The organism is Serratia sp. YWN4, assembly GCF_055790845.1.
Genome location: NZ_CM147696.1, coordinates 4885970 through 4910348, shown reverse-complemented (window position 1 = coordinate 4910348; position 24379 = coordinate 4885970). Strand labels below are relative to the sequence as shown.

Sequence of the window (24379 nt, the reverse complement as noted above, 5' to 3'; positions counted from 1 at the left end):
ACTTTCATCACCTATGTTACGGGTGAGCTATGCTAAAACTTGCGGAGAATCATTGACATCTTGCGTGAAAAATCACGAATAGATGATGTTATAGCTGAAAATAGGGATGTTGCCCCTCCATGAATAATCAATTCTCTCCTTCCGATTTGAAAACTATTCTGCATTCAAAGCGTGCCAATCTTTATTATCTTCAACATTGCCGAATTCTGGTTAATGGCGGCAGAGTGGAATATGTCACAGATGAAGGTAAGCAATCTTTGTACTGGAACATTCCCATTGCCAACACCACGGCGGTGATGTTGGGAACAGGAACCTCTGTCACTCAGGCCGCTATGCGTGAGTTTGCTAAAGCGGGGGTTCTGGTTGGCTTCTGTGGCGGTGGGGGCACGCCTTTGTTTGCTGCTAATGAAGTTGAAGTGGATGTTTCCTGGTTAACCTCACAAAGCGAATACCGGCCAACGGAATATCTACAGCATTGGGTGAGTTTCTGGTTTGACGATGACAAACGCCTGGCGGCGGCCATTGCTTTTCAGCAACAGCGCATCGCTCAAATCCGTACTCATTGGCTCTCGGCACGTATGCAGCGCGAACAGGCATTCGAGGTTGATGCTGCCCAGCTTAATCCGGTGCTCGATAATTTTATCCAGCGTTTATCCGCTTGTCAGAATAGCAACGATGTTCTGGCACAGGAGGCGGTGATGACGAAAGCACTGTATAAACTGGCGGCCAATGGCGTGAAGTATGGCGAGTTCAGCCGTGCCAAACGTGGCAGCGGTATCGACATTGCTAACCGATTTTTAGATCACGGTAACTATCTGGCTTATGGCCTTGGCGCAACGGCGGCCTGGGTGATTGGCCTGCCGCATGGTTTGTCGATATTGCATGGCAAAACCCGCCGGGGTGGCTTGGTGTTTGATATTGCTGATTTGATTAAAGATGCCTTAATTCTGCCACAAGCCTTTATCGCCGCCATGGCCGGGGAGGATGAACAGCAGTTTCGTCAGCGTTGCCTCACTGGATTCCAACAGGCGGATGCGCTGGATGTGATGATTGATACCCTGAAGGACACCGCAGAAAGTCTGTCACAGGTGGGTAAATGAATATTTTGCTGGTTGCTCAGTGCAGTAAAAAGGCATTGATAGAAACGCGCCGTATTCTGGATCAGTTTGCCGAACGCAAAGGGGATCGGACCTGGCAAACACCGATTACCCAAGAGGGTTTGAATACGCTGAGGAAACTGCTGCGTAAAACCGCCAAGCGTAATACGGCAGTGGCTTGTCATTGGATCCGGGGCGCTAACAGCACAGAACTGCTGTGGATCGTGGGTAATCTGCGCCGTTTTAATGCACAGGGCACGGTACCGACGAACAGCACGCAGCGCGATATCTTGCGTAGTCAGGATGAGAATCAATGGCACAATGCCGAGGTTATCGCGCTGTTAGCGGGTATTGCTGGGCTGTTTCACGATTTCGGCAAAGCTAACCGTCTGTTTCAAAACAAGCTATCGAAGATCGGTGCTGCTTTTGAGCCTTGCCGACATGAATGGGTCTCACTGCGGTTATTTACTGCGTTTGTTGCCGAGAGGGAGGATGCGCAGTGGCTACAGGCGTTAGTGGAGGTTAGCGCGGCGGATGAGCCCGCGTTGCTGGCCAACTTGATTGCTGATGATGCCCGCACGCTACAGAATCCATTCACCACGTTGCCGCCGTTGGCGCGGGTTGTTGCCTGGTTGATTGTCTCTCATCATCGGTTGCCCGTTTACCCTGCTTCGCCCCGTTGGCCGGAATATAAAAATCCACCGAAACTTGAATTCCATGATCGCTGGCTCAGTGAATGCCTTTCACCTGGCTGGAATTCCCCACAGTTTATGAATGACTATGCGGGTTCGGTGCGTGAGCATAACTGGCAGTTTCCGCATGGGACCCCGTTCAAGAGCGCAACCTGGTGCAGGAAGGCACAGGAGATCGCCCGGCGTGCGCTGCAAAATAATGTGCTCTACAACGGGGAGGGCTGGTTTGAACAGCGCTTTACGTTGCATCTTTCTCGTCTGGTTCTGATGCTGGCAGATCACTTTTATTCAGCGCAGCCCGTGACGGAAAAGTGGCAGGATCGGCACTATATGGCATTTGCGAATACGGATCGCACCACGAAAGCGCTTAAACAGCGGCTGGATGAACACAACATTGGCGTTGCTCATAATGCTTTCCTGTTGGCCCGCAGCCTGCCTGCGCTGAGAGACTCTCTGCCTGCGATAACCCGGCATAAAGACTTTAAAAAACGTGCTACTGACAGCCGATTCCGTTGGCAGGATAAGGCGTACGATCTCGCCTGCTCGTTAAGAGAACAAACTCGGCAGCAAGGTTTTTTTGGCGTCAATATGGCTTCTACCGGCTGTGGTAAGACGTTTGCCAATGCCCGGATTATGTATGGCTTGGCGGATGAGAAGTTGGGTTGCCGTTTTAGCGTGGCGTTAGGTTTACGGACGTTGACGTTGCAGACCGGTGAAGCGCTGCGCGATAGGTTGCATCTACAGGATGATGATCTGGCCGTTATGATTGGCTCTGCTGCCGTCAAGGAGCTCAATGAGCAGGAGCAACAGCAGGCGCCAGGCAGTGAGTCGGCAGATGACCTGTTTGCCGAGCATATGTATGTAAAATATGACGGTAGCCTGGAAGATGGCCGCTTAAGCCGCTGGTTGGAGAACAGCCCAAAACTACAGCAATTGCTGAGTGCCCCGATCCTCGTCAGCACTATCGACCATCTGATGCCCGCGACTGAAGGTGTCCGAGGGGGTAAACAGATTGCACCAATGCTGCGGTTGTTAACGTCAGATCTGGTGTTGGACGAACCCGATGATTTTGATCTGGCGGACTTGCCTGCATTGTGTCGCTTGGTCAACTGGGCGGGGATGCTGGGTAGCCGTGTATTGCTCTCATCAGCCACATTACCACCGGCCCTGATTGTGGCGTTATTTGAAGCCTATCAACGCGGGTGGATGGATTATGCCAGCGTCAACGGTGAACCTAATCCCCAAGGCGAGATTTGTTGTGCCTGGGTGGATGAATATGATACCGGCAACGGCAGCATTGCCGACCGAGAGAGCTTCAAGCAAAAGCATCAGGCTTTTGTTCTGCAACGTGCGCAGAATCTGCTGAACCGGCAACAGGTGCTGCGTAAGGTCAGGCTAGTGGCAGTCAGTGGTAATCATGGTGGCAAGCTGGAAGCGGTGCGTTCGATAGTTAGCGTGGTCCAGCAGCAGATGTCGATTCTGCATCAAGCTCATCATCAGTGCCAGCCTGCGGGTAAAAAACGGGTTTCTATCGGTCTGGTGAGGATGGCCAATATCTCTCCGTTAGTGGCGCTCGCTTCAGCGCTGATGGCGACGGCACCAGAAGCAAATTATCGGATTCACTACTGTGTTTACCACAGCCAACACCCTTTGGCACAGCGCTCCCATATTGAAACCCGGCTTGATGCGGCACTGACACGTTACGATAAGGAAGCATTATGGCATCAGCCAGAAATTCAGGCGGCGATACAAAAGGCACCGGAGGAAAATCAGCTGTTTGTGGTGCTGGCAACCTCGGTCGCAGAGGTGGGGCGTGATCATGACTATGATTGGGCGATAGTCGAACCCAGCTCTATGCGCTCGCTGATCCAACTGGTGGGGCGGGTGCAACGGCATCGGCTGTGTCCACCTGAGACTGAGAACATCGTCCTTCTCACGCACAACATTAATGCGCTGGCCGGGCAGGAGATTGCCTACCGTCACCCTGGTTTTGAAAGCCAGGAACGCCGCTTTTCCAGCCACGATTTATCCGTATTGCTGCGTGACATCAAGTATCAGGAAATTAATGCGTTACCCCGTATTTTGTCACCTGAGTCACTTAAACTGAAAGCGCAATATGACAACTTTTCTGAGCTGGAACATGCTCAACTGCGGTATGCCCTATTCCAACAGAAAAGTGGTGAGAAGCCTCTGCTCAGTGCTTCTCGCTGGTGGTTGAACCAGCCAACCTGGCACGCTGAGTTCCAGCGTTGCACCCCGTTCCGCCAATCAGCAGCGGATGAGCAGTATTTTCTTTATCTGGAAGAGATCGGCGAGGTTGCCGATTTTCGCTTGTATGACATGAACGCCAGGCCACCTTGCTATGTACCGGTGAGTGTGATTGAACCGGTAGAGCTAACACTGGCTGCGGGTAATCAGCCTTGGTTCAATCTGGATGCCGACTATGTTTACCCACTCTTGGCCGAACGATTTGATCTGGAACTCAACGAAATCAGCGCTCGCTATGGTGAGATCCGCTTGCGGAAGACGGATCATTCCTCGGTGGCATGGCGCTATCATCCGGTGTTAGGCGTGTTCCGCGCCCTTGAGTAAGGGCGCGGGCTACCTGTGCGGTAGTGAATTACCTATTGAAACATAAGACTTATTTCTAAACTACCTATGCGGTAGTTGGATGATTCTATTGCTGTAGAGGGTACGTGTCTATTTTTATACATTATTTTAATTATTGAACCCTAATACTTAGGTGTTGTTTTTGGGCTTGGGTCAAAGTAGTATCTTGATTGTGGTTTATTTGTTCTATGTCGTACTCGCTACATTAATGTGAGGATCACTTTATGGAATATACCGGGCTCTCAGCAGCGATTGCTGGCTATATCGATGAGCGACGAAGAGTTAAAAAGGAACCTGTAGAGAAGAGCTGCGAAAAGGCGCTAAAGGAGGAGCCGGAGGCAGCGAGGCGTGTGGCAATCAGTACGGAATATCAGGCACAGCTTCAGGCACTGGATAATCAGTTTGCCTATATTCCCTGGTTAACCGATGCGGCTAAACGAGCCAAACAGATCAGCCTGGTGACTCATGCACTGAAGTTTACCCATGGCGATGCGAAGGGGAGCGGTGTACTCGATGCCAGAGAGTCAACCGTTGCCAAGGGTTATCTCTCCACACTGGCGTTGAACCAGTTGGAAACCGACGCAATTGGCAACGCAGCCGCTTTGGATGTGGCCAAGCTGTTACAGCTAACTGTGAATGGCACCAGCGTAGCGGACTCTATCGCGCAGGGTGATAATTCACCTTTTGCTCCCTTTACTGCCGATCCACAGCAGTTGGAAGAGTGGCTGGCTGGTTTTAAGTTGGCGCTGGTGGATAAAAATCTCAGCTCGCACACCCTTGCCAAACAGATCTTCTTTCCTATCACCGAACAAGACTATCATCTGCTAAGCCCGCTGTTTCCTTCTTCTCTGGCGCATGAGGTCTATGGCCGCATTGGGCAAAGCCGCTTTGGTGAGCAGGCCAAAGAGATCCGTGAAGCGAAAAAGGCCGGGAAATATCACGCTGAACTTCAGGTCAGTTACCCTGGTACGGCAATCCAGTCTTACGGTGGCTCTAAACCGCAGAACATATCCATCTTGAACAGTATGCGTGGGGGCAAAATGCTGCTGCTCTCTTGCGCACCGCCCAACTGGCGCGGCCGCTTAGCCCCTCCCAGTGGTAAAGATATTTTATTTAGCAGTGAATTTAACCGCCGTACCTGGCAACAGGTCAATCAACTGAAAAACTACCTGCTCAGTGTGGCGGAAAAAGAGAGTACGTTGGAGATCCGCCAGCAGCGTGGGCGTTATGTGTTAGCGCTGGTGGACACCTTATTGAGTTACGCCACAGAGATACAGTCCCTGACCGAATTGGCTGGGTGGAGTTCGCATCCTGACTGTAAATTACCTGATGCGCAGAGAATATGGCTCGATCCTCATAATCCTTCCGCAGAGTTTCAGCAACAACGCAGTAAAAATGCCTGGTCGGGCGAGATCGCCAAGCAGTTTGCTCATTGGTTGAATAAAAAACTGGAGCACAAACGGATGACGTTTGCTCAGGCTGAAAGCCAGGCTTGGCAGAAGGTCTTCAGTCAACGCCTCTGGGAGTTTGACCTTGGGCGGAGGGAGGAAGCATGAGTACATTAATTACCCTACGCCACCTTCAGGTCAGCAATGTCAACACCATTGCCGGGCTGACTTACGGTTTTCCTGCCATCACTCAACTGTTGGGCTATACCCATGCGCTATCGCGCAAGCTCCAGCAGAGCCACGGTCTCGAATTACAGGGCTGCGCGGTGGTGTGCCATCATCATCAGATCCAGGCGTATCAGCCGTCGGGATGGGGAGATTATGTGTTTGCATTAACGCGTAATCCGCTGACTAAAGAGGGAAATACGGCCCCTATTGTTGAAGAGGGGCGTATGCAGATGGATATTTCCCTGGTTCTGGAGTGCCAGGGGCTGATTTCTGGCGGTGAAGCAGGTATTGCGGCGCTGCGTGAGCATTTATTTCCGCTGTGCCAGAGCCAGAAATTAGCTGGGGGAACGATTAGCGGGCTACAGGATATCGACATTGTGGCTTTCCCCACCACGCCACAAGAGCGATCGCGCTTTACCCGGCGTCTGTTACCTGGTTTTGTCCTGCTCGATCGTTCTTCCCTGTTGCAGCAGCATCTATTACGCCTGCAGCAAAACCAACCTGAAGCCGATCTCTTGGATGCCTGGCTCGATTTTTCTGCGCTGAAATATCAGGCTGTGCCTTTGCAAGATGAGGACGGCGTGCTGGACGAGAGCAACAAAGCGCAGTGGGCTTATCAACCCAAGCCAGAAAGCGGCTGGTTGGTGCCGATCATGGCAGGATTCCGCGCTATTTCGCCTTGCTATGAGCCAGGCGTGGTGAGCAACAGCCGCGATTGGGCTACGCCTTTTCGTTTCGCAGAGGCGGTCTACGGTATTGGTGAATGGAAAAGCCCACACAATATTGACGACTTGCGGCAGATATTTTGGCAGTACCGTTGTGACCAAGATTGGTATCTCTGCCAGGCAGAACCCAGCGCGGTGACAGACAGCATTTCTCAACTCGAAGAAGATTTCGATTTTTTCTGATAAAAAAGGAATTGGATCATGGCAACTATTACATTAAAAACGGCATCAGTGCTGGCATTTGAAAGCAAGTTGGCTTGTTCCGACGCGATTATGGCGGCGGGAAATTGGGAAGAGAGAACGGATGTCACCTGCTGGCAGCCCATTCTGGTACAGGAAAAGGCGGTGCGCGGTACCATTTCCAACCGTTTAAAGGCCGCTATTAGTAGCGATTCTACGAAACTAGACGCAGAGATTCAGAAAGCCAACCTGCAAACCGTGGATGTAGCGGCATTACCTTTTGACTGTGACACACTGAAAGTGAGCTTTACTCTGCGCGTGCTCGGTGGGCTGGCTACGCCTTCTACCTGCAACGATCCTGATTATCAGGCCGCGTTGGCCGCCGTGATCCAGGACTATGTTGCCCGCCAAGGATTTGGTGAACTCGCCAGACGTTATGCTACCAATATTGCCAGTGGCCGCTTCCTGTGGCGTAACCGTGTTGGTGCTGAGCAGGTTGAGGTGCGGGTGAGTTGTGGTGGTCGCTCTTGGGTGTTTGATGGTTATGCACAAAGCCTGCATGAATTTCCTCCGGTGACCGGCGATCTGCTGGAGTTAAGTAAAGCGATAGAAGCGGGTCTGCATGGCCAGCAGTATACCTTTATTGAGGTTCAGGCTTTTGTCCGTCTGGGGCAAGGGCAGGCGGTCTATCCTTCGCAAGAATTAGTGATGGGGGGCGGTAAAGGAGATAAGAGCAAATTCTTGTTCCAACTGAACCAGGTGGCCGCCATGCACTCGCAAAAAATTGGTAATGCTCTGCGCACGATTGATACCTGGCACCCAGAGTCAGCGGAAGTGGGGGCGATTGCGGTAGAGCCTTATGGCTCAGTGACCAACCGTGGTAAGGCTTACCGGCAACCTAGGGAGAAGCTGGATTTTTATAACCTGCTGGATGCCTGGGTACTGAAAGGTAAAGAGCCTGATTTGGCACAGCAGCACTATGTCATTGCTATGTTGATTCGTGGTGGTGTCTTTGGTGATGCAAGCTAAACGAGGTGATTATGGATCACTATTTGGATATTAAGGTTCAACCCGATCTGGAAACCTCGGCACAGGATTTGCTCAATAATCTGTTTGCTAAATTACACCGCGCGTTAGGGCATTACGCAGCAGGGAAAATAGGCGTTAGTTTTCCTTGTAGTGATAAGACTCTGGGCAGCGTGTTGCGTTTACACGGTTCGGCACAGGATATCGAAAATCTGATGCAGCAAAGCTGGTTACAAGGCATGCGTGACTACGTGCGATGCAGTGCAGTATTGCCGGTGCCTGAGGCGGTACAATACCGAACGGTGAGGCGGGTTCAGGCAAAAAGCGCTCATAACAAGCGGCAGAGATCGATTGCTAAAGGGTGGTTAACTGAACAGCAGGCGTTTGAACAAATACCGGACACCCAACAGAAATCGCTCAGGTTACCTTTTATTCAACTGCGTAGCCTTTCGAACGGTAATACGATGCGAATTTATATTCAGCATGGTGAATTGCAGGAGCACGCTCAGTTGGGAAGTTTCTCTGCCTATGGTCTAAGTAGCAGTACCACGGTACCCTGGTTTTAACCCTTTTTTTTCCACTATTGCTAACTGATTGTTTTGTAATGGTGTAATTAAAGGGTTGGAAAAAAGGGTTTTTCAGCTCGTACCCTGATTTATGTTTAATAAACAGGGTACTGGTGTATTTTTATTACAGTTCGCTGCCGCGCAGGCAGCTTAGAAAGACAGTTGGCCGGTCAAGATGTGGCTGACGCAAGTTCGCTGCCGCGCAGGCAGCTTAGAAAAATTAAACCATATAGTAATTTATATTCCTATTGTTCGCTGCCGCGCAGGCAGCTTAGAAATGTCTCAGCAAGCGATGGATATCATGGTATCGGTTCGCTGCCGCGCAGGCAGCTTAGAAAGATAATGCCAGTGCGAGCTTTGAACTCTGAGAGTTCGCTGCCGCGCAGGCAGCTTAGAAAATGACGGCTTGCGCAGAGCCAAACCGAAATAAGTTCGCTGCCGCGCAGGCAGCTTAGAAACAAACGTCTCTTCCGGCCACATGGCTACACCCGTTCGCTGCCGCGCAGGCAGCTTAGAAAACCACCTGCACCGAAACTGATTTATGTTTACCGTTCGCTGCCGCGCAGGCAGCTTAGAAAACGACAAGAACATGACCACTCTCCGCTACGGTGTTCGCTGCCGCGCAGGCAGCTTAGAAATGGACAGCGGCAGCAATCTTGGTCATGTCGCCGTTCGCTGCCGCGCAGGCAGCTTAGAAAAGGTTTGCCGCCACCAGTGGATAGGGTGCCACGTTCGCTGCCGCGCAGGCAGCTTAGAAAAAATGCTTTCTTGATGACGTCAGAATCAGCGAGTTCGCTGCCGCGCAGGCAGCTTAGAAAATAATTATCGAAGGATTGGCTTAATATTTTTGGTTCGCTGCCGCGCAGGCAGCTTAGAAAAAAGGCCCCGACAAAAACGGGGAGGATCCACTGTTCGCTGCCGCGCAGGCAGCTTAGAAAAACAATCATATTCTTAACGTGTTTGGATATTCGTTCGCTGCCGCGCAGGCAGCTTAGAAATGAGCGATGATGAAGTTATCAAGCTAGTCGGAGTTCGCTGCCGCGCAGGCAGCTTAGAAAGGCAACCGCTCGGCGGCCAGCAACACCGGCTAGTTCGCTGCCGCGCAGGCAGCTTAGAAAGTTCCCTGCTGCCGGTGCCTGTACGCCGCACCGTTCGCTGCCGCGTAGGCAGCTTAGAAATTGCCAACGGCAATCGCACCATCTACCAGTGCGTTCGCTGCCGCGCAGGCAGCTTAGAAACATCGGCAAATGAGGTGATGTCAGTACGGCGTGTTCGCTGCCACGTAGGCAGCTTAGAAGCATCAGCCAGCGGGAATGTGCCGGGTTCAACTGTTCACTGCCCTACAGGCAGTTTAGGAGAGTAAGGTCGGCGAGAGCGATCTCAAGCCAGAGTCCACTGCCGCACAGGCAGCGTAAAAAGTCGAAACCACTCCCCAAATTGTTCATCAATTCGCCATCCCTACGTAACGCGATTGTCATCAGCGATCGGCACCATAACGCCAACTTTTGTTATGGAGTGCCGATCATGAACGCCATCGTTGCTTGCATATCCCGTCCCTTGGATAACGTGTCGGAGTTTTTGCTATGACACACTTATCTAGACATCAGACCAGTTGTTCCGCCCGTTATCAGCAGATCGCCGCTCAGTTGGAACAGGAACTGCGCAGTCAATACCGCAGCGGAGATTATCTGCCTTCTGAACAGCAGCTTGCAGAACGCTATCAGGTCAACCGCCATACGCTGCGCCGTGCCGTGGATCAACTGGTCGAGCAAGGCTGGTTACAACGCCGCCATGGCATTGGCATTCTGGTGCTGATGCGCCCGTACGACTACCCGCTACATGCCAATGCCCGTTTCAGTCAGAACCTGCTCGAACAGGGGAGTCACCCCACCAGTGAGCGCTTACTCGCGGTTTTACGTCCGTGTAATGGGCATATTGCTGCCGCACTGTCACGCGAAGAGGGGGAAACCGTCATTCATCTGCGCACCTTGCGCCGGGTGAACGGGATCCCGCTTAGCGTGATCGACCACTATCTGCCCGATCTGGACTGGTGGCCTGCGCTGCAAGGGTTCAACAGCGGTTCACTGCATCAGTTTATCCAGCAGCATATCCACCAGCCGCTGACCCGCCGCCAGACGCGCATCAGCGCCCGCCGCGCACAGGCCAAAGAGAGCCGCCTGCTGGAGGTTGCCACCCATGCGCCATTACTGTGCGTGCGCACCCTGAATACCTGTACCGGCAGCGATCGGGTGGCGGAATATTCCGTCAGCCTGGCGCGCGCCGACATGATCGAACTGACGATGGAGCACTGAATGCAAGCCTTACAGCAGAGACAACGCTGGATGTCGGTATTGGCACACAGCCAGCCAGCCCAGTTGCGCAGCCACTGGCAGGCGCTGAATCTCAGCCCGAGCTACCACAGCCTGCGTGCGCCGGAAATCGGTCTGGCCCAGTTGCAGGGGCGAATGGGGGCTACCGGTCGCCGTTTTGTGTTGGGGGATATGACCGTCACCCGCGCGGTGGTGCAACTGGAAAACGGCGGCCAGGGCTACAGCTATACCGCCGGGCGCGACAAGGCCCATGCCGAGCTGTGTGCGCTGATCGATGCCTTGTTGCAACAACCGAGCAACCATGAACTGTTACAGCAACGGTTGATTGAACCACTGGCGGCACTACAGCAGGAGCAGCGCCAGTTGCGCGCCCGTTCGGTAGCCGCCAGCCGGGTAGATTTCTTCACGCTGGTACGGGGGGATTAAACCATGACGCTACTGGCCGGTTTTGACCAACCGATTGAGCAATCTCAACAGGCTTTCCGTTTGATTTTAAAAGCGTTAAGTGAACCGGGGCAAATAGTGACTTTGCAAGGCGGCCCGGCGTGGGGCGCACTGAACTCCGCCAGCACCGCCGTGTTGCTGACCCTGGCCGATCGGGAAACCCCGCTTCAGATCTCGGCGGCTTTAAACAGTGAGCAAGTGCTAACCAACGTTCGCTTTCATACCGGCGCACCGCTGGCCACCAGCAACGCAGAGATCGGCCTGGCGCTGTTCGATGCGCAGTTACAGGCAGCCGATCTGCAGGCATTGCCGCACGGCAGCGAAATCTCACCGGAGCTTGGTGCCACCGTGGTGGTGCAAGTCGCCGCCTTAGAGGGCGGCCCCAGGCTACGCCTTTCCGGCCCCGGCATTGAAAAACAACGGGAAATCTCGCCCCAGTTGCCCAGTGCGCTGCGGGATTACCTGTTCGAACGGCCACAGCGTTTCCCGCTGGGCCTGGATATTGTACTGACCTGCGGTGAACGCCTGCTGGCGATCCCGCGTACCACCCGCGTGGAGGAGTGCTGATGTACGTTGCGGTAAAAGGGGGCGAAAAAGCCATTGCGGCGGCCCATCAGTTGCAAGAAAACCTGCGGCGTGGCGATGAAAGCGTGCCCGAACTCAGCACAGAACAAATCGGCCAACAGCTTGGGCTGGCGGTAGATCGGGTGATGACCGAAGGCGGCATCTTCGATCGCGAATTAGCGGCGTTGGCGATCAAACAGGCCAGCGGCGATCTGGTCGAAGCCATCTTTCTGCTGCGTGCCTACCGCACCACCTTGCCGCGTCTGGCGGTGAGTGAGCCATTGCTCACGGCCAATATGCAGCTGGAGCGGCGCATATCGGCGGTTTACAAGGATCTACCCGGCGGCCAGGTGCTTGGCCCGACTTACGATTACACCCATCGGCTGCTGGATTTTGCGCTGTTGGCGGAAGGGGTAACGCCAGCGGCACCGCAGGCCGATGAACCGCTGCCGGAACGCTGCGCCCATGTGTTTGATTTGCTGTGCCAGCAACAGCTGGCGCAGGTCGAACAGGATGATGGCAGCACGCCGGACGATATTACCCGCAACCCGCCGGTCTACCCCTGTTCACGCTCGGCGCGTTTGCAACAACTGGCGCGCGGTGATGAAGGTTTTCTGTTGGCGTTGAGCTATTCCACCCAGCGCGGTTATGGCCGCAACCACCCGTTTGCCGGGGAGATCCGCAGCGGTTCGGTTGCGGTAGAGATCGTGCCGGAGGAGCTTGGTTTCGCGATAGAGATTGGCGAGATCCTGCTGACCGAATGCGAAATGGTGAACGGTTTTGTCGATCCGCCCGATCGACCGCCGCATTTCACCCGTGGCTACGGGCTGGTATTTGGCCGCTCGGAGCGTAAAGCCATGGCGATGGCGATGGTGGATCGCGCCCTGCAAACCGCCGAATACGGCGAAAGCGTCGCTAGCCCGGCGCAGGATGAAGAGTTTGTGCTGGCCCATGCCGATAACGTAGAGGCAGCCGGTTTTGTTTCCCACCTCAAGCTGCCGCACTACGTCGATTTCCAGGCCGAACTGGAACTGCTTAAGCGCTTGCAACAGGGGGCCAGTGATGAATGACGTATTGACCGGCTACAACCTCGGGTATCTGGATGAGCAAACCAAACGCATGATCCGCCGGGCGATCCTGAAAGCGGTGGCGATCCCCGGCTATCAGGTGCCGTTCGGTGGCCGCGAAATGCCGATGCCTTACGGCTGGGGCACCGGCGGTATCCAGATCACCGCCAGCATTATTGGCCGCGCCGACGTGCTGAAAGTGATCGACCAAGGGGCTGACGATACCACTAACGCGGTGTCGATCCGCCGCTTCTTCCAACGCGTGGCAGGTGTGGCGACCACTGAACGCACGCCGGAGGCCACGCTGATCCAGACTCGCCACCGCATTCCGGAAACCGCGTTGCAGGCGGATCAGATCCTGATCTATCAGGTGCCGATCCCGGAACCTCTGCGCTTTATCGAACCGCGTGAAACCGAAACGCGCAAAATGCACGCGCTGGAGGAGTACGGCGTGATGCAGGTGAAGCTGTATGAGGATATCGCCCGCTACGGCCATATCGCCACCACCTACGCTTACCCGGTGAAGGTCAACGATCGCTACGTGATGGACCCTTCGCCGATCCCGAAATTCGACAACCCGAAAATGCACATGATGCCCGCGCTGCAACTGTTCGGTGCCGGGCGCGAAAAACGCATCTACGCCTTGCCGCCGTTTACCAAAGTGGAAAGCCTGGATTTTGACGATCACCCGTTCAGCGTACAGCAGTGGGATCAGCCCTGTGCGCTGTGCGGCTCGCGCCACAGCTATTTGGATGAAGTGGTGCTCGACGATCGGGGCAACCGCATGTTCGTCTGCTCAGACACCGATTTCTGCCAGCAACAATTAGACCAAAAGGTGCAGCACTGATGACTTCCGTTCCGTTGAGTTCCACGCCGTTGCTGATGGTCAACAACCTTACCCATCTGTATGCGCCGGGCAAGGGCTTCAGCAATGTGTCGTTCGATATCTATCCCGGCGAAGTGCTGGGCATCGTCGGCGAATCCGGCTCGGGTAAAACCACCCTGCTGAAATCGATTTCTGCCCGCCTGGCACCACAGCAGGGGCAGATCCTTTACCGCCCGCAAAACGGGCCGCAGCAGGATCTGTATGCCATGGCAGAGAGCGATCGCCGCCGCCTGCTGCGCACCGAGTGGGGCGTGGTGCACCAGCACCCGCTCGACGGCCTGCGCCCGCAGGTGTCTGCCGGTGGCAATATCGGCGAACGCCTGATGGCGATCGGCCAGCGCCATTACGGCGAGATCCGCCAGCAGGCCAGCCAATGGCTGGAAGACGTGGAGATCCCGGTGGCGCGCCTCGACGATCTGCCCACCACCTTTTCCGGTGGTATGCAGCAACGCTTGCAGATCGCCCGCAATCTGGTCACTCACCCCAAACTGGTATTTATGGATGAACCGACCGGTGGGCTGGACGTTTCCGTGCAGGCACGCCTGCTGGATCTGCTGCGTAATCTGGTGGTGGAAATGCAGTTGGCGGCGGTGATCGTCACTCACGATCTCGGCGTCGCGCGCCTGCTGGCTCACCGATTGTTAGTGATGAAACAGGGGGAGGTGGTGGAAAGCGGCCTCACCGATCGGGTGCTGGACGATCCACACCATCCTTATACCCAATTGCTGGTTTCTTCGGTGTTGTCGTAATTCAGGTGACCAAATGACGATTAAGATCCGGGTTGAACACCTCAGTAAAACGTTTGTTCTGCACCAGCAGCATGGCACCCGTTTGCCGGTGCTGCACGATGCCAATCTGATCGCCCGCAGCGGTGAATGTGTGGTGCTGCACGGCCATTCCGGCAGCGGTAAATCCACGCTGTTGCGCTCACTGTATGCCAACTATCAGCCGGACAGCGGCCAGATTTGGGTGCATCACCAAAATGAATGGCTGGAGCTGGTACAGGCCGAAGCCCGGCAAATCCTGGCGGTGCGCCGCCACACCATTGGCTGGGTCAGCCAGTTTCTGCGGGTGATCCCACGCATCAGCGCGCTGGAAGTGGTGATGCAGCCGCTGCTGGAATCGGGCGTCAGCCGCGCCGAATGCCGCGAACGGGCCGCAGCCTTGCTCAGCCAGCTCAACGTGCCGCAGCACCTGTGGCAACTGGCCCCGTCCACCTTCTCCGGCGGTGAACAGCAGCGGGTCAACATCGCTCGCGGTTTTATCAAAGATTACCCGATCCTGCTGCTGGATGAACCCACGGCCTCCCTCGACAGCCGCAACAGCGCGGCGGTAGTGAGGCTGATCGAACAGGCCAAGCAACGCGGTGCCGCCATCGTCGGGATTTTCCATGACGAGAACGTCCGCCTGCAGGTGGCCGACCGGTTACACGATATGCAAGCCCCACAATTGCTGGAGACACCATGATTATCAATAACGTCAAACTGGTGCTGGAAGATCAGATCGTTGCCGGTTCACTGGAGATGAGCGACGGCGTGATCCGCAACTTTGCCGATACGCCAAGCCAGTTGCCGCAGGCGCTGGACGGTGAGGGAGGCTGGCTGCTGCCGGGGCTGATTGAGCTGCACACCGACAACTTGGACAAATTTTTCACCCCGCGGCCGAACGTCGACTGGCCTGCGCATTCGGCCATGAGCAGCCACGACGCGCTGATGGTGGCTAACGGCATCACCACGGTGCTGGATGCGGTGGCGATCGGCGACGTGCGCGACGGCGGCCATCGGCTGGAAAACCTGCAAAAAATGATCGACGCAGTGATCCACAGCCAGCAAGCCGGGGTTAACCGCGCCGAGCACCGGTTGCACCTGCGCTGCGAACTGCCGAATGAAAGCACCCTGCCGCTGTTTGAACAGCTGATGGACAGGCCCGGCGTGTCTCTGGTTTCGCTGATGGATCACTCGCCGGGCCAGCGCCAGTTCGCCTCGCGCGAAAAATACCGTGAATATTATCAGGGTAAATATCATCTGAGTGAGCCGCAGATGAGCGAGTTTGAACAGGAGCAGATTCACCTTTCCGAACGCTGGTCCACGCCCAATCGGGAAGCGATCGCCGCCCACTGCCGGGCGCGCCATATCGCGCTTGCCAGCCACGACGACGCCACCGCCGAGCATGTGGCCGAATCCCTTGCGTTGGGCAGTGCGATCGCTGAGTTCCCCACTACCGAAGCTGCCGCCCGTGCTTCATACCAGCAGGGTTTGCAGGTGCTGATGGGCGCACCCAATATCGTGCGCGGTGGTTCCCATTCCGGCAACGTAGCGGCTCATCATCTGGCGGCGCTTGGTGTGCTGGATATTCTCTCTTCCGACTATTATCCGGCCAGCCTGCTGGATGCGGCGTTTCGCCTCAGTAAAGACGATCGCAACGCCTTCAGCCTGCCGCAGGCGGTGCAGCGGGTCACCCGCAACCCGGCGCGGGCGCTGGGGTTGCAGGATCGCGGCCTGATCGCCGAAGGGCTGCGGGCGGATCTGGTACTGGTGCGGCCGCACGACGAGCATGTCTACGTGCAAAACGTCTGGCGCCAGGGTAAGCAGGTGTTCTGATGGCCCGGCTTATTTATCTGATGGGCCCGTCCGGCTCTGGCAAAGACAGCCTGCTCGAACGGCTGCGCGCCGCTACCCGCGCCGGGCCGCTGGTGGCACATCGCTATATTACCCGCCCGGCAGCGATGGGTGGCGAGAACCATATTGCGCTAAGTGAAGCGGAGTTCCTGCGCCGCCGAGCCAAGAAGCTGTTCGCCCTTGATTGGCAGGCGCATCAATACCATTACGCTTTTGGGATTGAGATTGACCTGTGGTTGCAGCAGGGCAACGACGTGGTGGTTAATGGCTCGCGGGCGCATCTGCCGCAGGCGCTCAGCCGCTACGGCACCAGGTTGTTGCCGATCTGTTTGCAGGTTTCGCCCGCTGTGCTGCGCCAACGGCTGCAACAGCGCGGGCGCGAAAGCGCCGAGCAGATCGAGCAGCGGCTGGTGCGTGCGGCCGACTATCAGCAGAGCTTACCGGCGGGTTGCCGCCTGCTGGATAACAACGGCGATCTCGAGCAGACCCTGGATGCGCTGCTGGCGGAGTATTGGTGAGTTTTGCTCTATAGGAGGCATTAATGCAACTGACCTTTCTTGGCACTGGCGGTGCCCAACAGGTGCCGGTGTTTGGCTGTGAATGCCGGGCCTGCCAGCGGGCACGCAACGAACCGGTTTTCCGGCGGCGGCCATGCAGCGCCATGCTGCGTTATCGGGGGGAAACGACGTTGATTGACGCGGGATTAAGCTCGCTGGAGCGGCGCTTTGCGGCGGGGGAGATCCAGCGCTTTTTGCTGACGCACTACCATATGGATCACGTACAGGGGCTATTCCCCTTGCGCTGGGGGTGCGGTGAAACTATTCCGGTTTACGGCCCGGCCGATGAACAGGGCTGTGACGATCTGTTCAAGCATCCGGGGATTCTGGCGTTTCAGCCATCGCTACTGCCGTTTGAAACCGTTGAATTAGGCGGGCTGAGCATTACGCCACTGCCGTTGATCCATTCCAGGCTTACGCAGGGTTACCTGATTCAGGCCGCCGGGAAAACCCTGGCCTACCTGACCGACACCGTTGGCCTGCCGCCAGAAACCGCACGCTATTTACAGCAGGTCAAACTCGACTTGCTGGTGCTGGATTGCAGCCTGCCGCCCCAGGCGCAAACACCGCGCAACCATAACGACTTGACCCGCGCGCTGGAGATCCAGCAGCGTTTGCAGCCGTGCCGCACGCTGCTGACGCACATCAGCCATCAGTTGGATCTGTGGCTGATGAGCAACGCACTGCCGCCGGGTATGGAGCTGGCGTTTGATCATCTCGGCATCAGGCTCTGATTAACATCATTTTCTGTTCATAAAACCATCACCTCGATGTCATGAAAGTCACCGTTAATAGAGCCACCTACTGATTCGCCATTAAAATTAGAGATATCACATGGTTCAGGCACTGTTAAAACTGGCACAGACCGATTACCCAGAACAACAACTGTTTCCTTTACGCAAAGTGCTATCCGTCAAAGGATTGGCTAAGGCTTATTCCTCTCAGCAACGCGTACTGGATGACATCAATTTCGATCTGCATGCCGGGGAGTTTGTGGCGGTGATTGGCCGCTCGGGGGCGGGTAAATCCACCCTGTTGCATACGCTGAATGGCACCATTCCGGCCAGCGGCGGCGAGATGCTGCATTTTGACGACGACGGCGCAACGCAGGATATCGCACAGCTCAGCACCCGCCAGATGCGCCAGTGGCGCGCCCGCTGCGGGATGATCTTTCAGGATTTCTGTCTGGTGCCGCGCCTGGATGTGATCACCAACGTCCTGCTCGGCCGCCTCAGCCACACCTCGACCCTGAAATCCTTCTTTAAAGTGTTTGACGACGCTGACCGCGCGCGGGCGATCGAACTGTTGCAGTGGCTGAATATGCTGCCGCATGCCTTGCAACGCGCCGAGAATCTCTCCGGCGGCCAGATGCAGCGGGTGGCGATTTGCCGGGCGCTGATGCAGAACCCGAAAATCCTGCTGGCCGACGAGCCGGTAGCCTCTCTCGATCCGAAAAACACCCGCCGCATTATGGATGCGCTGCAAAAAATCAGTGAGGACGACATCGCGGTGATGGTTAACCTGCACTCGGTCGAGCTGGTGAAGGAATATTGCACGCGGGTGATCGGCATTGCTCAGGGGAAAATTATTTTTGACGGCCACCCATCGCAGCTGAATGAGCGGATTTTGCACCAACTGTATGGCGAAGAAGCCAATCAGATCCATTAATCGCCTGAATTTTTTCTTCACTTTTATCTTTATACACAGGGCTCACGCAATGAAAAACTTCTTCACTCTGACCAGCATTATGGCTGGCGTCATGATGGTCTTTAATGCAGGTGCAGCGGATGCACCCAAGGAATTGAATCTGGGGATTATGGGCGGGCAAAACGCCACCCAACAGATTGGTGACAACCAATGTGTGAAGCAATTTCTCGACCAAAAGCTGAATGTGGACACCAAACTGCGCAACTCTTCCGATTATGCCGGTGTGATCCAAGGGCTGCTGGGGGGCAAGATCGATCTGGTGTTCGGCATGTCGCCTTCTTCACTGGCCTCGGTGTATATCAAAGATCCGCAGGCGGTTGAACTGATCGGCATCGGCGTGGACGATGTGGATAAGTCCCGAGGTTATCACTCGGTGGTGGTGGTCAAAGCCGATAGCCCTTACCAAAAGCTGGAAGATCTGAAAGGGAAATCCTTCGGTTTTGCGGAACCTGATTCCACCTCCGGTTTCCTGGTCCCTAACCAGGTATTTAAAAAGCAGTTCGGCGGTTCGGCGGACGACAAATACAACAACTTCTTCTCCAGCGTGACCTTCTCCGGTGGCCATGAACAAGACATCCTCGGCGTGCTGAACGGCCAGTTTGAAGGGGCCGTGACCTGGACTTCGATGGTGGGGGATTACGCTAGCGGCTATAGCAGCGGGGCTTTTGGCCGTATGATCCGCATGGATCAGCCAGACCTGATGAAGAAGATCCGCATTATCTGGCAGTCGCCGTTAATCCCGAACGGCCCGGTGCTGGTGCGTCAGGCGCTGCCAGCTGATTTTAAAGGCCAACTGGTTGCGGCGATCAAACAGCTGGATAAAGAAGACCATGCCTGTTTTATCAAAGCTATGGGCGGTAAACAGCACCTTGAGGACGTCAAACTGGCTGAATATCAGACCATTATTGATATGAAACGCGATCTGACCAAAGGCGAGCGTTAACCTCTGCTCCTCTCCCTGACTCGGCCTGTGGGGAGAGGAGAAAGCTCTCTCTGTCACAACATGATGGAACGCTATTTTGAACACCGATTTCACACAGTATTACCAACGCATCCGCAGCAAGCAGAAGCGCGAAGCGTTGATCTGGTCACTCGGGCTGGCGGTGCTCTATCTCGGTGCGGGCAGCGTCGCCGAATTCAATCTGCATACCGTGTGGATTTCCCTTCCTCATTTCTTTGATTATCTGGCAGAAACCCTGCCGGTGTTGCACTGGCAGGCGTTATTTGCCGACGGCCGAACCGAAGGTTCCTTCGCCTACTGGGGTTATCGTCTGCCTATCCAGTTACCGTTGATTTGGGAAACCGTGCAACTGGCGCTCGCCGCTACCCTGTTTTCAGCGTTGGTGGCTGGGGTCCTGGCCTTTCTGGCGGCAAAAAATACCCACAACCTGGCGAGCCTGCGTTTGGCGATTCGCACGTTGGTGGCGTTTTTACGCACCATGCCAGAGCTGGCCTGGGCGGTGATGTTTGTGATGGCCTTCGGCATTGGGGCGATCCCCGGTTTTATGGCGCTGGCGTTGCACACCATTGGCAGCCTGACCAAACTGTTTTATGAGTCGATCGAAACCGCGTCTAACAAGCCGGTGCGTGGCCTGTCTGCCTGTGGGGCGACGCCGTTGCAGCGCATGCGTTTTGGCCTGTGGCCACAGGTTAAGCCGGTATTTTTGTCCTACAGCTTTATGCGCCTGGAAATCAACTTCCGCCAATCGACGATCCTCGGGCTGGTGGGCGCGGGCGGGATCGGCCAGGAACTGATGACCAATATCAAACTCGATCGTTACGATCAGGTCAGCATGACGCTGTTACTGATCATCGTGGTGGTATCGCTGCTGGATTATCTGTCTGGTGAACTGCGTAAACGCGTTGTAGAGGGGAAACACTGATGTCCGTTCAACCGCTATCCGCCGCCGCGCTGCAACTGATCAAGCAGCAGCATGCGGAAATTTTTGCTCGTCAGGGCCGCTATCTGCGCACGTTAGGCACGATCGCCGCGGCTATTGTGCTGTATTACGTGTTCTTTTTTCTGTTCTTCGGCATTGCCTGGCCACAGTTCACCAACGGTTGCCAACAGATTGGCCGTTACTTCGTGCGCATGTTTGTCTGGCACGATTTTGCCCATTGGCCGTTCATCTATTACTTCCAGCAGATCTTCATCACCATTGCCATCGTGTTCGCCGGTACGCTGACCGCCTCACTGATCGCCTTACCGCTCTCCTTTTTTGCGGCGCGCAATGTGATGTCCTCACCCTTACTGCGGCCGATAGCACTGCTGGTGCGCCGCTTGTTCGATATCCTGCGGGGCATTGATATGGCCATCTGGGGGCTGATTTTTGTGCGTGCGGTAGGCATGGGGCCGCTGGCCGGGGTCTTGGCGATCCTGATGCAGGACGTCGGTTTGCTGGGTAAGCTGTATGCCGAAGGGCACGAAGCGGTGGAGAAATCCCCCAGCCGTGGCCTGACGGCGGTCGGGGCCAACAGTTTACAAAAGCATCGCTATGGTATTTTCACCCAATCTTTCCCTACCTTTCTGGCGCTGAGCCTGTATCAGATTGAATCCAATACCCGTTCTGCTGCGGTACTGGGTTTTGTCGGGGCGGGTGGGATCGGCCTGGTCTATGCCGAAAACATGCGGCTGTGGAACTGGGATGTGGTGATGTTTATCACCCTGATCCTGGTGGCGGTGGTGATGATTATGGACAAGATATCTTCGATCCTGCGCAATAAATACATCTTGGGAGAGGCGGTTCCTCTTTATCAATAACAGTCAGTGCCTGCGGGTTTTTTACGCCGCTGCGGTAGTCATCATCTTTCTGACACAAGGGGCATCTACTATCGCTTGAAATTTCCTCTTAATTTAAATGGAGTTTCTGGTGAAAAAAATTTGGCCGATTGGCGTGCTCTTTATCTCTGCCTCTTTTCTGGTGGGCTGTAATGATACCGACGGCAACAGCGCGCGGGTGTTGCCGCCCAGCTCGACGGAAAACCCGGTAACGGAAACACCAACCACCGATCTCCCGCTAGATAAGAGCCCGGTCACCGTGGCTTTTATGCCCGATGTCCACTTTCATGACGTTTACGGCACCTTCGAAGGTAACGCTTTCAGTGGCCTGATGAACAGTAAAAGCGGACAGCCCGCTATGATCCGCACCATGTATGCGCAACTGACATCGACCCGGTTATTCAATGAGAACTATTTTGCTTTTCTGGCCGCGCTGGACGATGCCGCACAGCGTGGGATCAGGTTGATCGCCCTGCCGGGCGATTTCAGTGATGATGGTCAACCCATCCATATGCGTGGGTTGAAAAAAATTCTGGATGAATATTCCCAGCGTTATGGCATTGAGTTTTTCGCCGCTCCCGGCAATCACGATCCGAATGTGCCGTTTGCCCGCCCCGGTGGTAAAAGCGATTTTCTTGGTGAGGAGGGGAAAGAACAACGCATCTACAGCAAGGGCGCTGCTGAATGCAGCGGTTATAGCGAGGCCTGGGCAATCATTGATGCGGGGTATGAATTACCTACCGTCTGTACGGAGGATATCCGCGAACTGGGTTATGAAGGGGTGACCAGCGCCCTTGCCGATCACGGGTTTATGCCCAAAGCCTCTTATCTTTACTGGGAAACCCCTTACAGCAGCTATTCAACCGCCAGCTACCAGTTTGATACCGCACGCCAGCAGGCCGATTGGCAATATCGCCATTATGAGATTTGTGCCGAAGGGACCGGTGGCCGCTATAAGCAAAGTGATTACACCCACTGCTTGCAGGTGCCAGACGCCAGCTACTTGGTAGAGCCAGTCTCTGGGGTGTGGTTGCTGGCGATTGATGCCAATGTCTATATCCCCACTTCTTCCGCCAATGACGCGGACCCTGCCAACCCAAAAAACTTTAATGGCTCAGGCAATGCGGGGTATAACCGCATGCTGACGCACAAAACTCATGTGATTGAGTGGATCAAAACCGTGACACAGCGGGCTAAAGAGCAGAATAAGCAGTTGATCACCTTTAGCCATTTCCCGATGACCGAATTTTATAACGGGGCATCTGACGATATAGAAGCGCTGTTTGGCACAGGCAGTTTCCAGATGGCGCGTCGGCCCGCAGAAGATACCACTCATGCACTGGCCCAGGCCGGTATTCAGCTCCATGTCGGGGGGCATATGCATTTTAACGATACCGGCGTGCGAAAGTACGACGATGGTTTTCTGGTGAACATTCAGGCGCCGTCGATGGCGGCCTACGTCCCGGCCTATAAGCTGCTCACTCTCACCCGCGAAAGTGCGATAGAGGTGGAAACCGTGCGGCTGAATCAGGTTCCGCGTTTTGATGAACTGTTTGAACATTACGAGATGGAACATCAGCACTTGGCCGCTCAGGGTTCGGCGAAGTTATGGAATGCAGAGATCCTTGCCGCCAAGGATTACCATGAGTTCAATAGCATATATCTCTCGGAACTGACTCGCCTGCGGTTTTTACCCAGCGAATGGCCCTGTGAAATGCGTGAGATGCTGTTCAGTATGAGTGGCCGCGATATGCTGATCCTCTCGCAGCTGGATACCGCAGTGACGCTGGCCCAATTGCAGGCTAATCCGGCCTTGTCGCCGGTGACCACGCTAGCCAAGTGTACCGCGGCGTCGCCTCCAGCGTCTCTGAGCGTCACGGCCGAGGAGATCACCGCCGACTGGAACCGTGCCCAGATCAAGGCGGCATCGCTGGCTCAGGCCAACCGCCTCACTTTAGATGATTTTGCGGCATGGAGCGGATTTGATCTGGCTACCGATTTTTATCGGCTGACCAACGCCGGGGATCTGGCGCTGGATGACATCACGCCTGAGCGTATTGGTCAGTACAGCGTGCTGGCTGATGCCTTGGCGAATACCCAGGCGACCATTCATTTTTCTGATAAGAAAGTGCTGGATGAAAATAGCGTCAGCCAGGTATTTCAGAACCGCTTTGGTGCCCTGTTTGCCATTTTGCGTAAATTGGGGACTTCGCTGCCACCCAGTGACCACTTTATGGTTAATCTCGAGCAGCGCGAGGTGATTAATCTGAGTGATAAACCGGGCTTTGTGGAATAACCGCACTAACACCCAATGCTGGCTAATTGGTGTTGGGTGTCACACTTTCTCCTTGCACAAGAATTTAATCACTCAGTGTGGAAAGCGTATGCTGGCAAGATTGATGTTTAGAGCGGGTGTTTCATGAGAGGGAGAAGGGATAATGCACAAGCATTTCTAATGTAGATAATGGTTGGTAACCCAAAAATACATTGGCTGGTAAAGTCATTACTATTCTGCTTGATTATAAATAAGAGCTAAGAAAACTCTGTATTATTAGCATGGCGTTGTAAATTTGGTGACGATAAAAATAGTTTAACCCATGCGCTTTACACTATAAATAAATCTAAACTATAGATCTATTATATTAAAAATGCAGGTAACTAGTTGAATTTTATGCGTCACCAATAAAATAAGCGCTAGGGCTAGTGCTTACTTAGCAGTTGGGCCACAGCCGCCAATGATTTTAGAGATAGAAATGGCAGGGTGCAGCAGATAATCGTAGCTGCAATCTTTCGTTTTGTTCTCAATACGCCCGGTACAAGCAGTCAGAGTAGACAGTGCAGCAGCAATAATTACCAATTTAGCTAATTTGTTCATTTTTTACTTTCCTGTATTTAATAAAAATCCAGGCGGTATG

The 24379-nt window shown here is 54.6% G+C and carries 22 protein-coding genes and 1 CRISPR repeat array; of the genes, 21 read left to right on the top strand and 1 reads right to left on the bottom strand.

Annotation, left to right across the window (positions count from 1 at the left end; all coding sequences use genetic code 11):
* The first annotated feature begins 119 nt into the window (after positions 1-119).
* The 21 genes from cas1f to ACX9GT_RS22490 all read left to right on the top strand — a co-directional run bounded on the left by cas1f (position 120) and on the right by ACX9GT_RS22490 (position 23760).
* Positions 120-1100: a type I-F CRISPR-associated endonuclease Cas1f gene (cas1f, locus tag ACX9GT_RS22590; RefSeq protein ID WP_473188815.1), complete on the top strand. Its 981-nt coding sequence runs from the start codon at positions 120-122 to the stop codon at positions 1098-1100.
* The gene (cas3f, locus tag ACX9GT_RS22585) at positions 1097-4381 is read left to right on the top strand and encodes a type I-F CRISPR-associated helicase Cas3f (RefSeq protein WP_473188814.1); all 3285 of its coding nucleotides are present in this window, start codon (positions 1097-1099) and stop codon (positions 4379-4381) included. Before cas1f ends, cas3f begins: the two co-directional genes overlap by 4 nt.
* Before the next feature lie 368 nt (positions 4382-4749).
* Positions 4750-5955, top strand: a complete 1206-nt coding sequence (csy1, locus tag ACX9GT_RS22580; RefSeq protein ID WP_473188813.1) for a type I-F CRISPR-associated protein Csy1 — start codon at positions 4750-4752, stop codon at positions 5953-5955.
* Positions 5952-6923, top strand: a complete 972-nt coding sequence (gene csy2, locus ACX9GT_RS22575) for a type I-F CRISPR-associated protein Csy2 (RefSeq protein WP_473188812.1) — start codon at positions 5952-5954, stop codon at positions 6921-6923. Before csy1 ends, csy2 begins: the two co-directional genes overlap by 4 nt.
* A gap of 18 nt (positions 6924-6941) precedes the next feature.
* Positions 6942-7949, top strand: a complete 1008-nt coding sequence (gene csy3, locus ACX9GT_RS22570) for a type I-F CRISPR-associated protein Csy3 (RefSeq protein WP_473188811.1) — start codon at positions 6942-6944, stop codon at positions 7947-7949.
* Positions 7950-7960: 11 nt separating this feature from the next.
* Positions 7961-8512 (top strand): type I-F CRISPR-associated endoribonuclease Cas6/Csy4, encoded by a 552-nt coding sequence (gene cas6f, locus ACX9GT_RS22565; RefSeq protein WP_473188810.1) that lies wholly within the window; start codon positions 7961-7963, stop codon positions 8510-8512.
* A 129-nt stretch (positions 8513-8641) separates the two neighbouring features.
* Positions 8642-9810: a CRISPR direct-repeat array (repeat unit 28 nt; unit sequence GTTCGCTGCCGCGCAGGCAGCTTAGAAA).
* Between the two features lie 285 nt (positions 9811-10095).
* Positions 10096-10824 (top strand): phosphonate metabolism transcriptional regulator PhnF, encoded by a 729-nt coding sequence (gene phnF, locus ACX9GT_RS22560; RefSeq protein WP_473188809.1) that lies wholly within the window; start codon positions 10096-10098, stop codon positions 10822-10824.
* The gene (gene phnG / locus ACX9GT_RS22555) at positions 10825-11268 is read left to right on the top strand and encodes a phosphonate C-P lyase system protein PhnG (RefSeq protein ID WP_473188808.1); all 444 of its coding nucleotides are present in this window, start codon (positions 10825-10827) and stop codon (positions 11266-11268) included.
* Positions 11269-11271: 3 nt separating this feature from the next.
* On the top strand, positions 11272-11853 hold the full coding sequence (phnH, locus tag ACX9GT_RS22550) for a phosphonate C-P lyase system protein PhnH (RefSeq protein ID WP_473188807.1): 582 nt from the start codon (positions 11272-11274) through the stop codon (positions 11851-11853).
* On the top strand, positions 11853-12920 hold the full coding sequence (locus tag ACX9GT_RS22545; protein WP_473188806.1) for a carbon-phosphorus lyase complex subunit: 1068 nt from the start codon (positions 11853-11855) through the stop codon (positions 12918-12920). The genes phnH and ACX9GT_RS22545 overlap by 1 nt, the downstream gene beginning before the upstream one ends.
* Positions 12913-13764 (top strand): alpha-D-ribose 1-methylphosphonate 5-phosphate C-P-lyase PhnJ, encoded by an 852-nt coding sequence (locus ACX9GT_RS22540; RefSeq protein ID WP_473188805.1) that lies wholly within the window; start codon positions 12913-12915, stop codon positions 13762-13764. The genes ACX9GT_RS22545 and ACX9GT_RS22540 overlap by 8 nt, the downstream gene beginning before the upstream one ends.
* Positions 13764-14552 (top strand): phosphonate C-P lyase system protein PhnK, encoded by a 789-nt coding sequence (phnK, locus tag ACX9GT_RS22535; protein WP_473188804.1) that lies wholly within the window; start codon positions 13764-13766, stop codon positions 14550-14552. Before ACX9GT_RS22540 ends, phnK begins: the two co-directional genes overlap by 1 nt.
* 13 nt (positions 14553-14565) lie before the next feature.
* A complete protein-coding gene (gene phnL / locus ACX9GT_RS22530) occupies positions 14566-15270 on the top strand; it encodes a phosphonate C-P lyase system protein PhnL (RefSeq protein ID WP_473188803.1) in 705 nt (234 codons plus the stop codon).
* Entirely contained in the window at positions 15267-16403 is a 1137-nt protein-coding gene (gene phnM, locus ACX9GT_RS22525; RefSeq protein ID WP_473188802.1) for an alpha-D-ribose 1-methylphosphonate 5-triphosphate diphosphatase, read from the top strand. The genes phnL and phnM overlap by 4 nt, the downstream gene beginning before the upstream one ends.
* Positions 16403-16939 (top strand): ribose 1,5-bisphosphokinase, encoded by a 537-nt coding sequence (gene phnN / locus ACX9GT_RS22520; RefSeq protein ID WP_473188801.1) that lies wholly within the window; start codon positions 16403-16405, stop codon positions 16937-16939. Before phnM ends, phnN begins: the two co-directional genes overlap by 1 nt.
* Positions 16940-16962: 23 nt before the next feature.
* Positions 16963-17712, top strand: coding sequence for a phosphonate metabolism protein PhnP (gene phnP, locus ACX9GT_RS22515; RefSeq protein WP_473188800.1), 750 nt, complete (start codon positions 16963-16965; stop codon positions 17710-17712).
* 100 nt (positions 17713-17812) lie between these two features.
* Positions 17813-18646: a phosphonate ABC transporter ATP-binding protein gene (gene phnC, locus ACX9GT_RS22510; protein WP_473188799.1), complete on the top strand. Its 834-nt coding sequence runs from the start codon at positions 17813-17815 to the stop codon at positions 18644-18646.
* 49 nt (positions 18647-18695) lie between these two features.
* Positions 18696-19628 (top strand): phosphonate ABC transporter substrate-binding protein, encoded by a 933-nt coding sequence (gene phnD / locus ACX9GT_RS22505; RefSeq protein WP_473188798.1) that lies wholly within the window; start codon positions 18696-18698, stop codon positions 19626-19628.
* Between the two features lie 76 nt (positions 19629-19704).
* Positions 19705-20568 carry a phosphonate ABC transporter, permease protein PhnE gene (gene phnE / locus ACX9GT_RS22500; RefSeq protein WP_473188797.1) on the top strand — a complete coding sequence of 288 codons (864 nt, stop codon included), beginning with the start codon at positions 19705-19707 and terminating at the stop codon, positions 20566-20568.
* Positions 20568-21446, top strand: coding sequence for a phosphonate ABC transporter, permease protein PhnE (phnE, locus tag ACX9GT_RS22495; protein ID WP_473188796.1), 879 nt, complete (start codon positions 20568-20570; stop codon positions 21444-21446). Before phnE (ACX9GT_RS22500) ends, phnE (ACX9GT_RS22495) begins: the two co-directional genes overlap by 1 nt.
* Before the next feature lie 109 nt (positions 21447-21555).
* A complete protein-coding gene (locus ACX9GT_RS22490; protein ID WP_473188795.1) occupies positions 21556-23760 on the top strand; it encodes a metallophosphoesterase in 2205 nt (734 codons plus the stop codon).
* Between the two features lie 411 nt (positions 23761-24171).
* On the opposite strand, the gene ACX9GT_RS22485 is transcribed toward ACX9GT_RS22490, so the two are convergent.
* Positions 24172-24339 carry a YhfL family protein gene (locus ACX9GT_RS22485; protein ID WP_473188794.1) on the bottom strand — a complete coding sequence of 56 codons (168 nt, stop codon included), beginning with the start codon at positions 24337-24339 and terminating at the stop codon, positions 24172-24174.
* Positions 24340-24379: the final 40 nt, after the last annotated feature.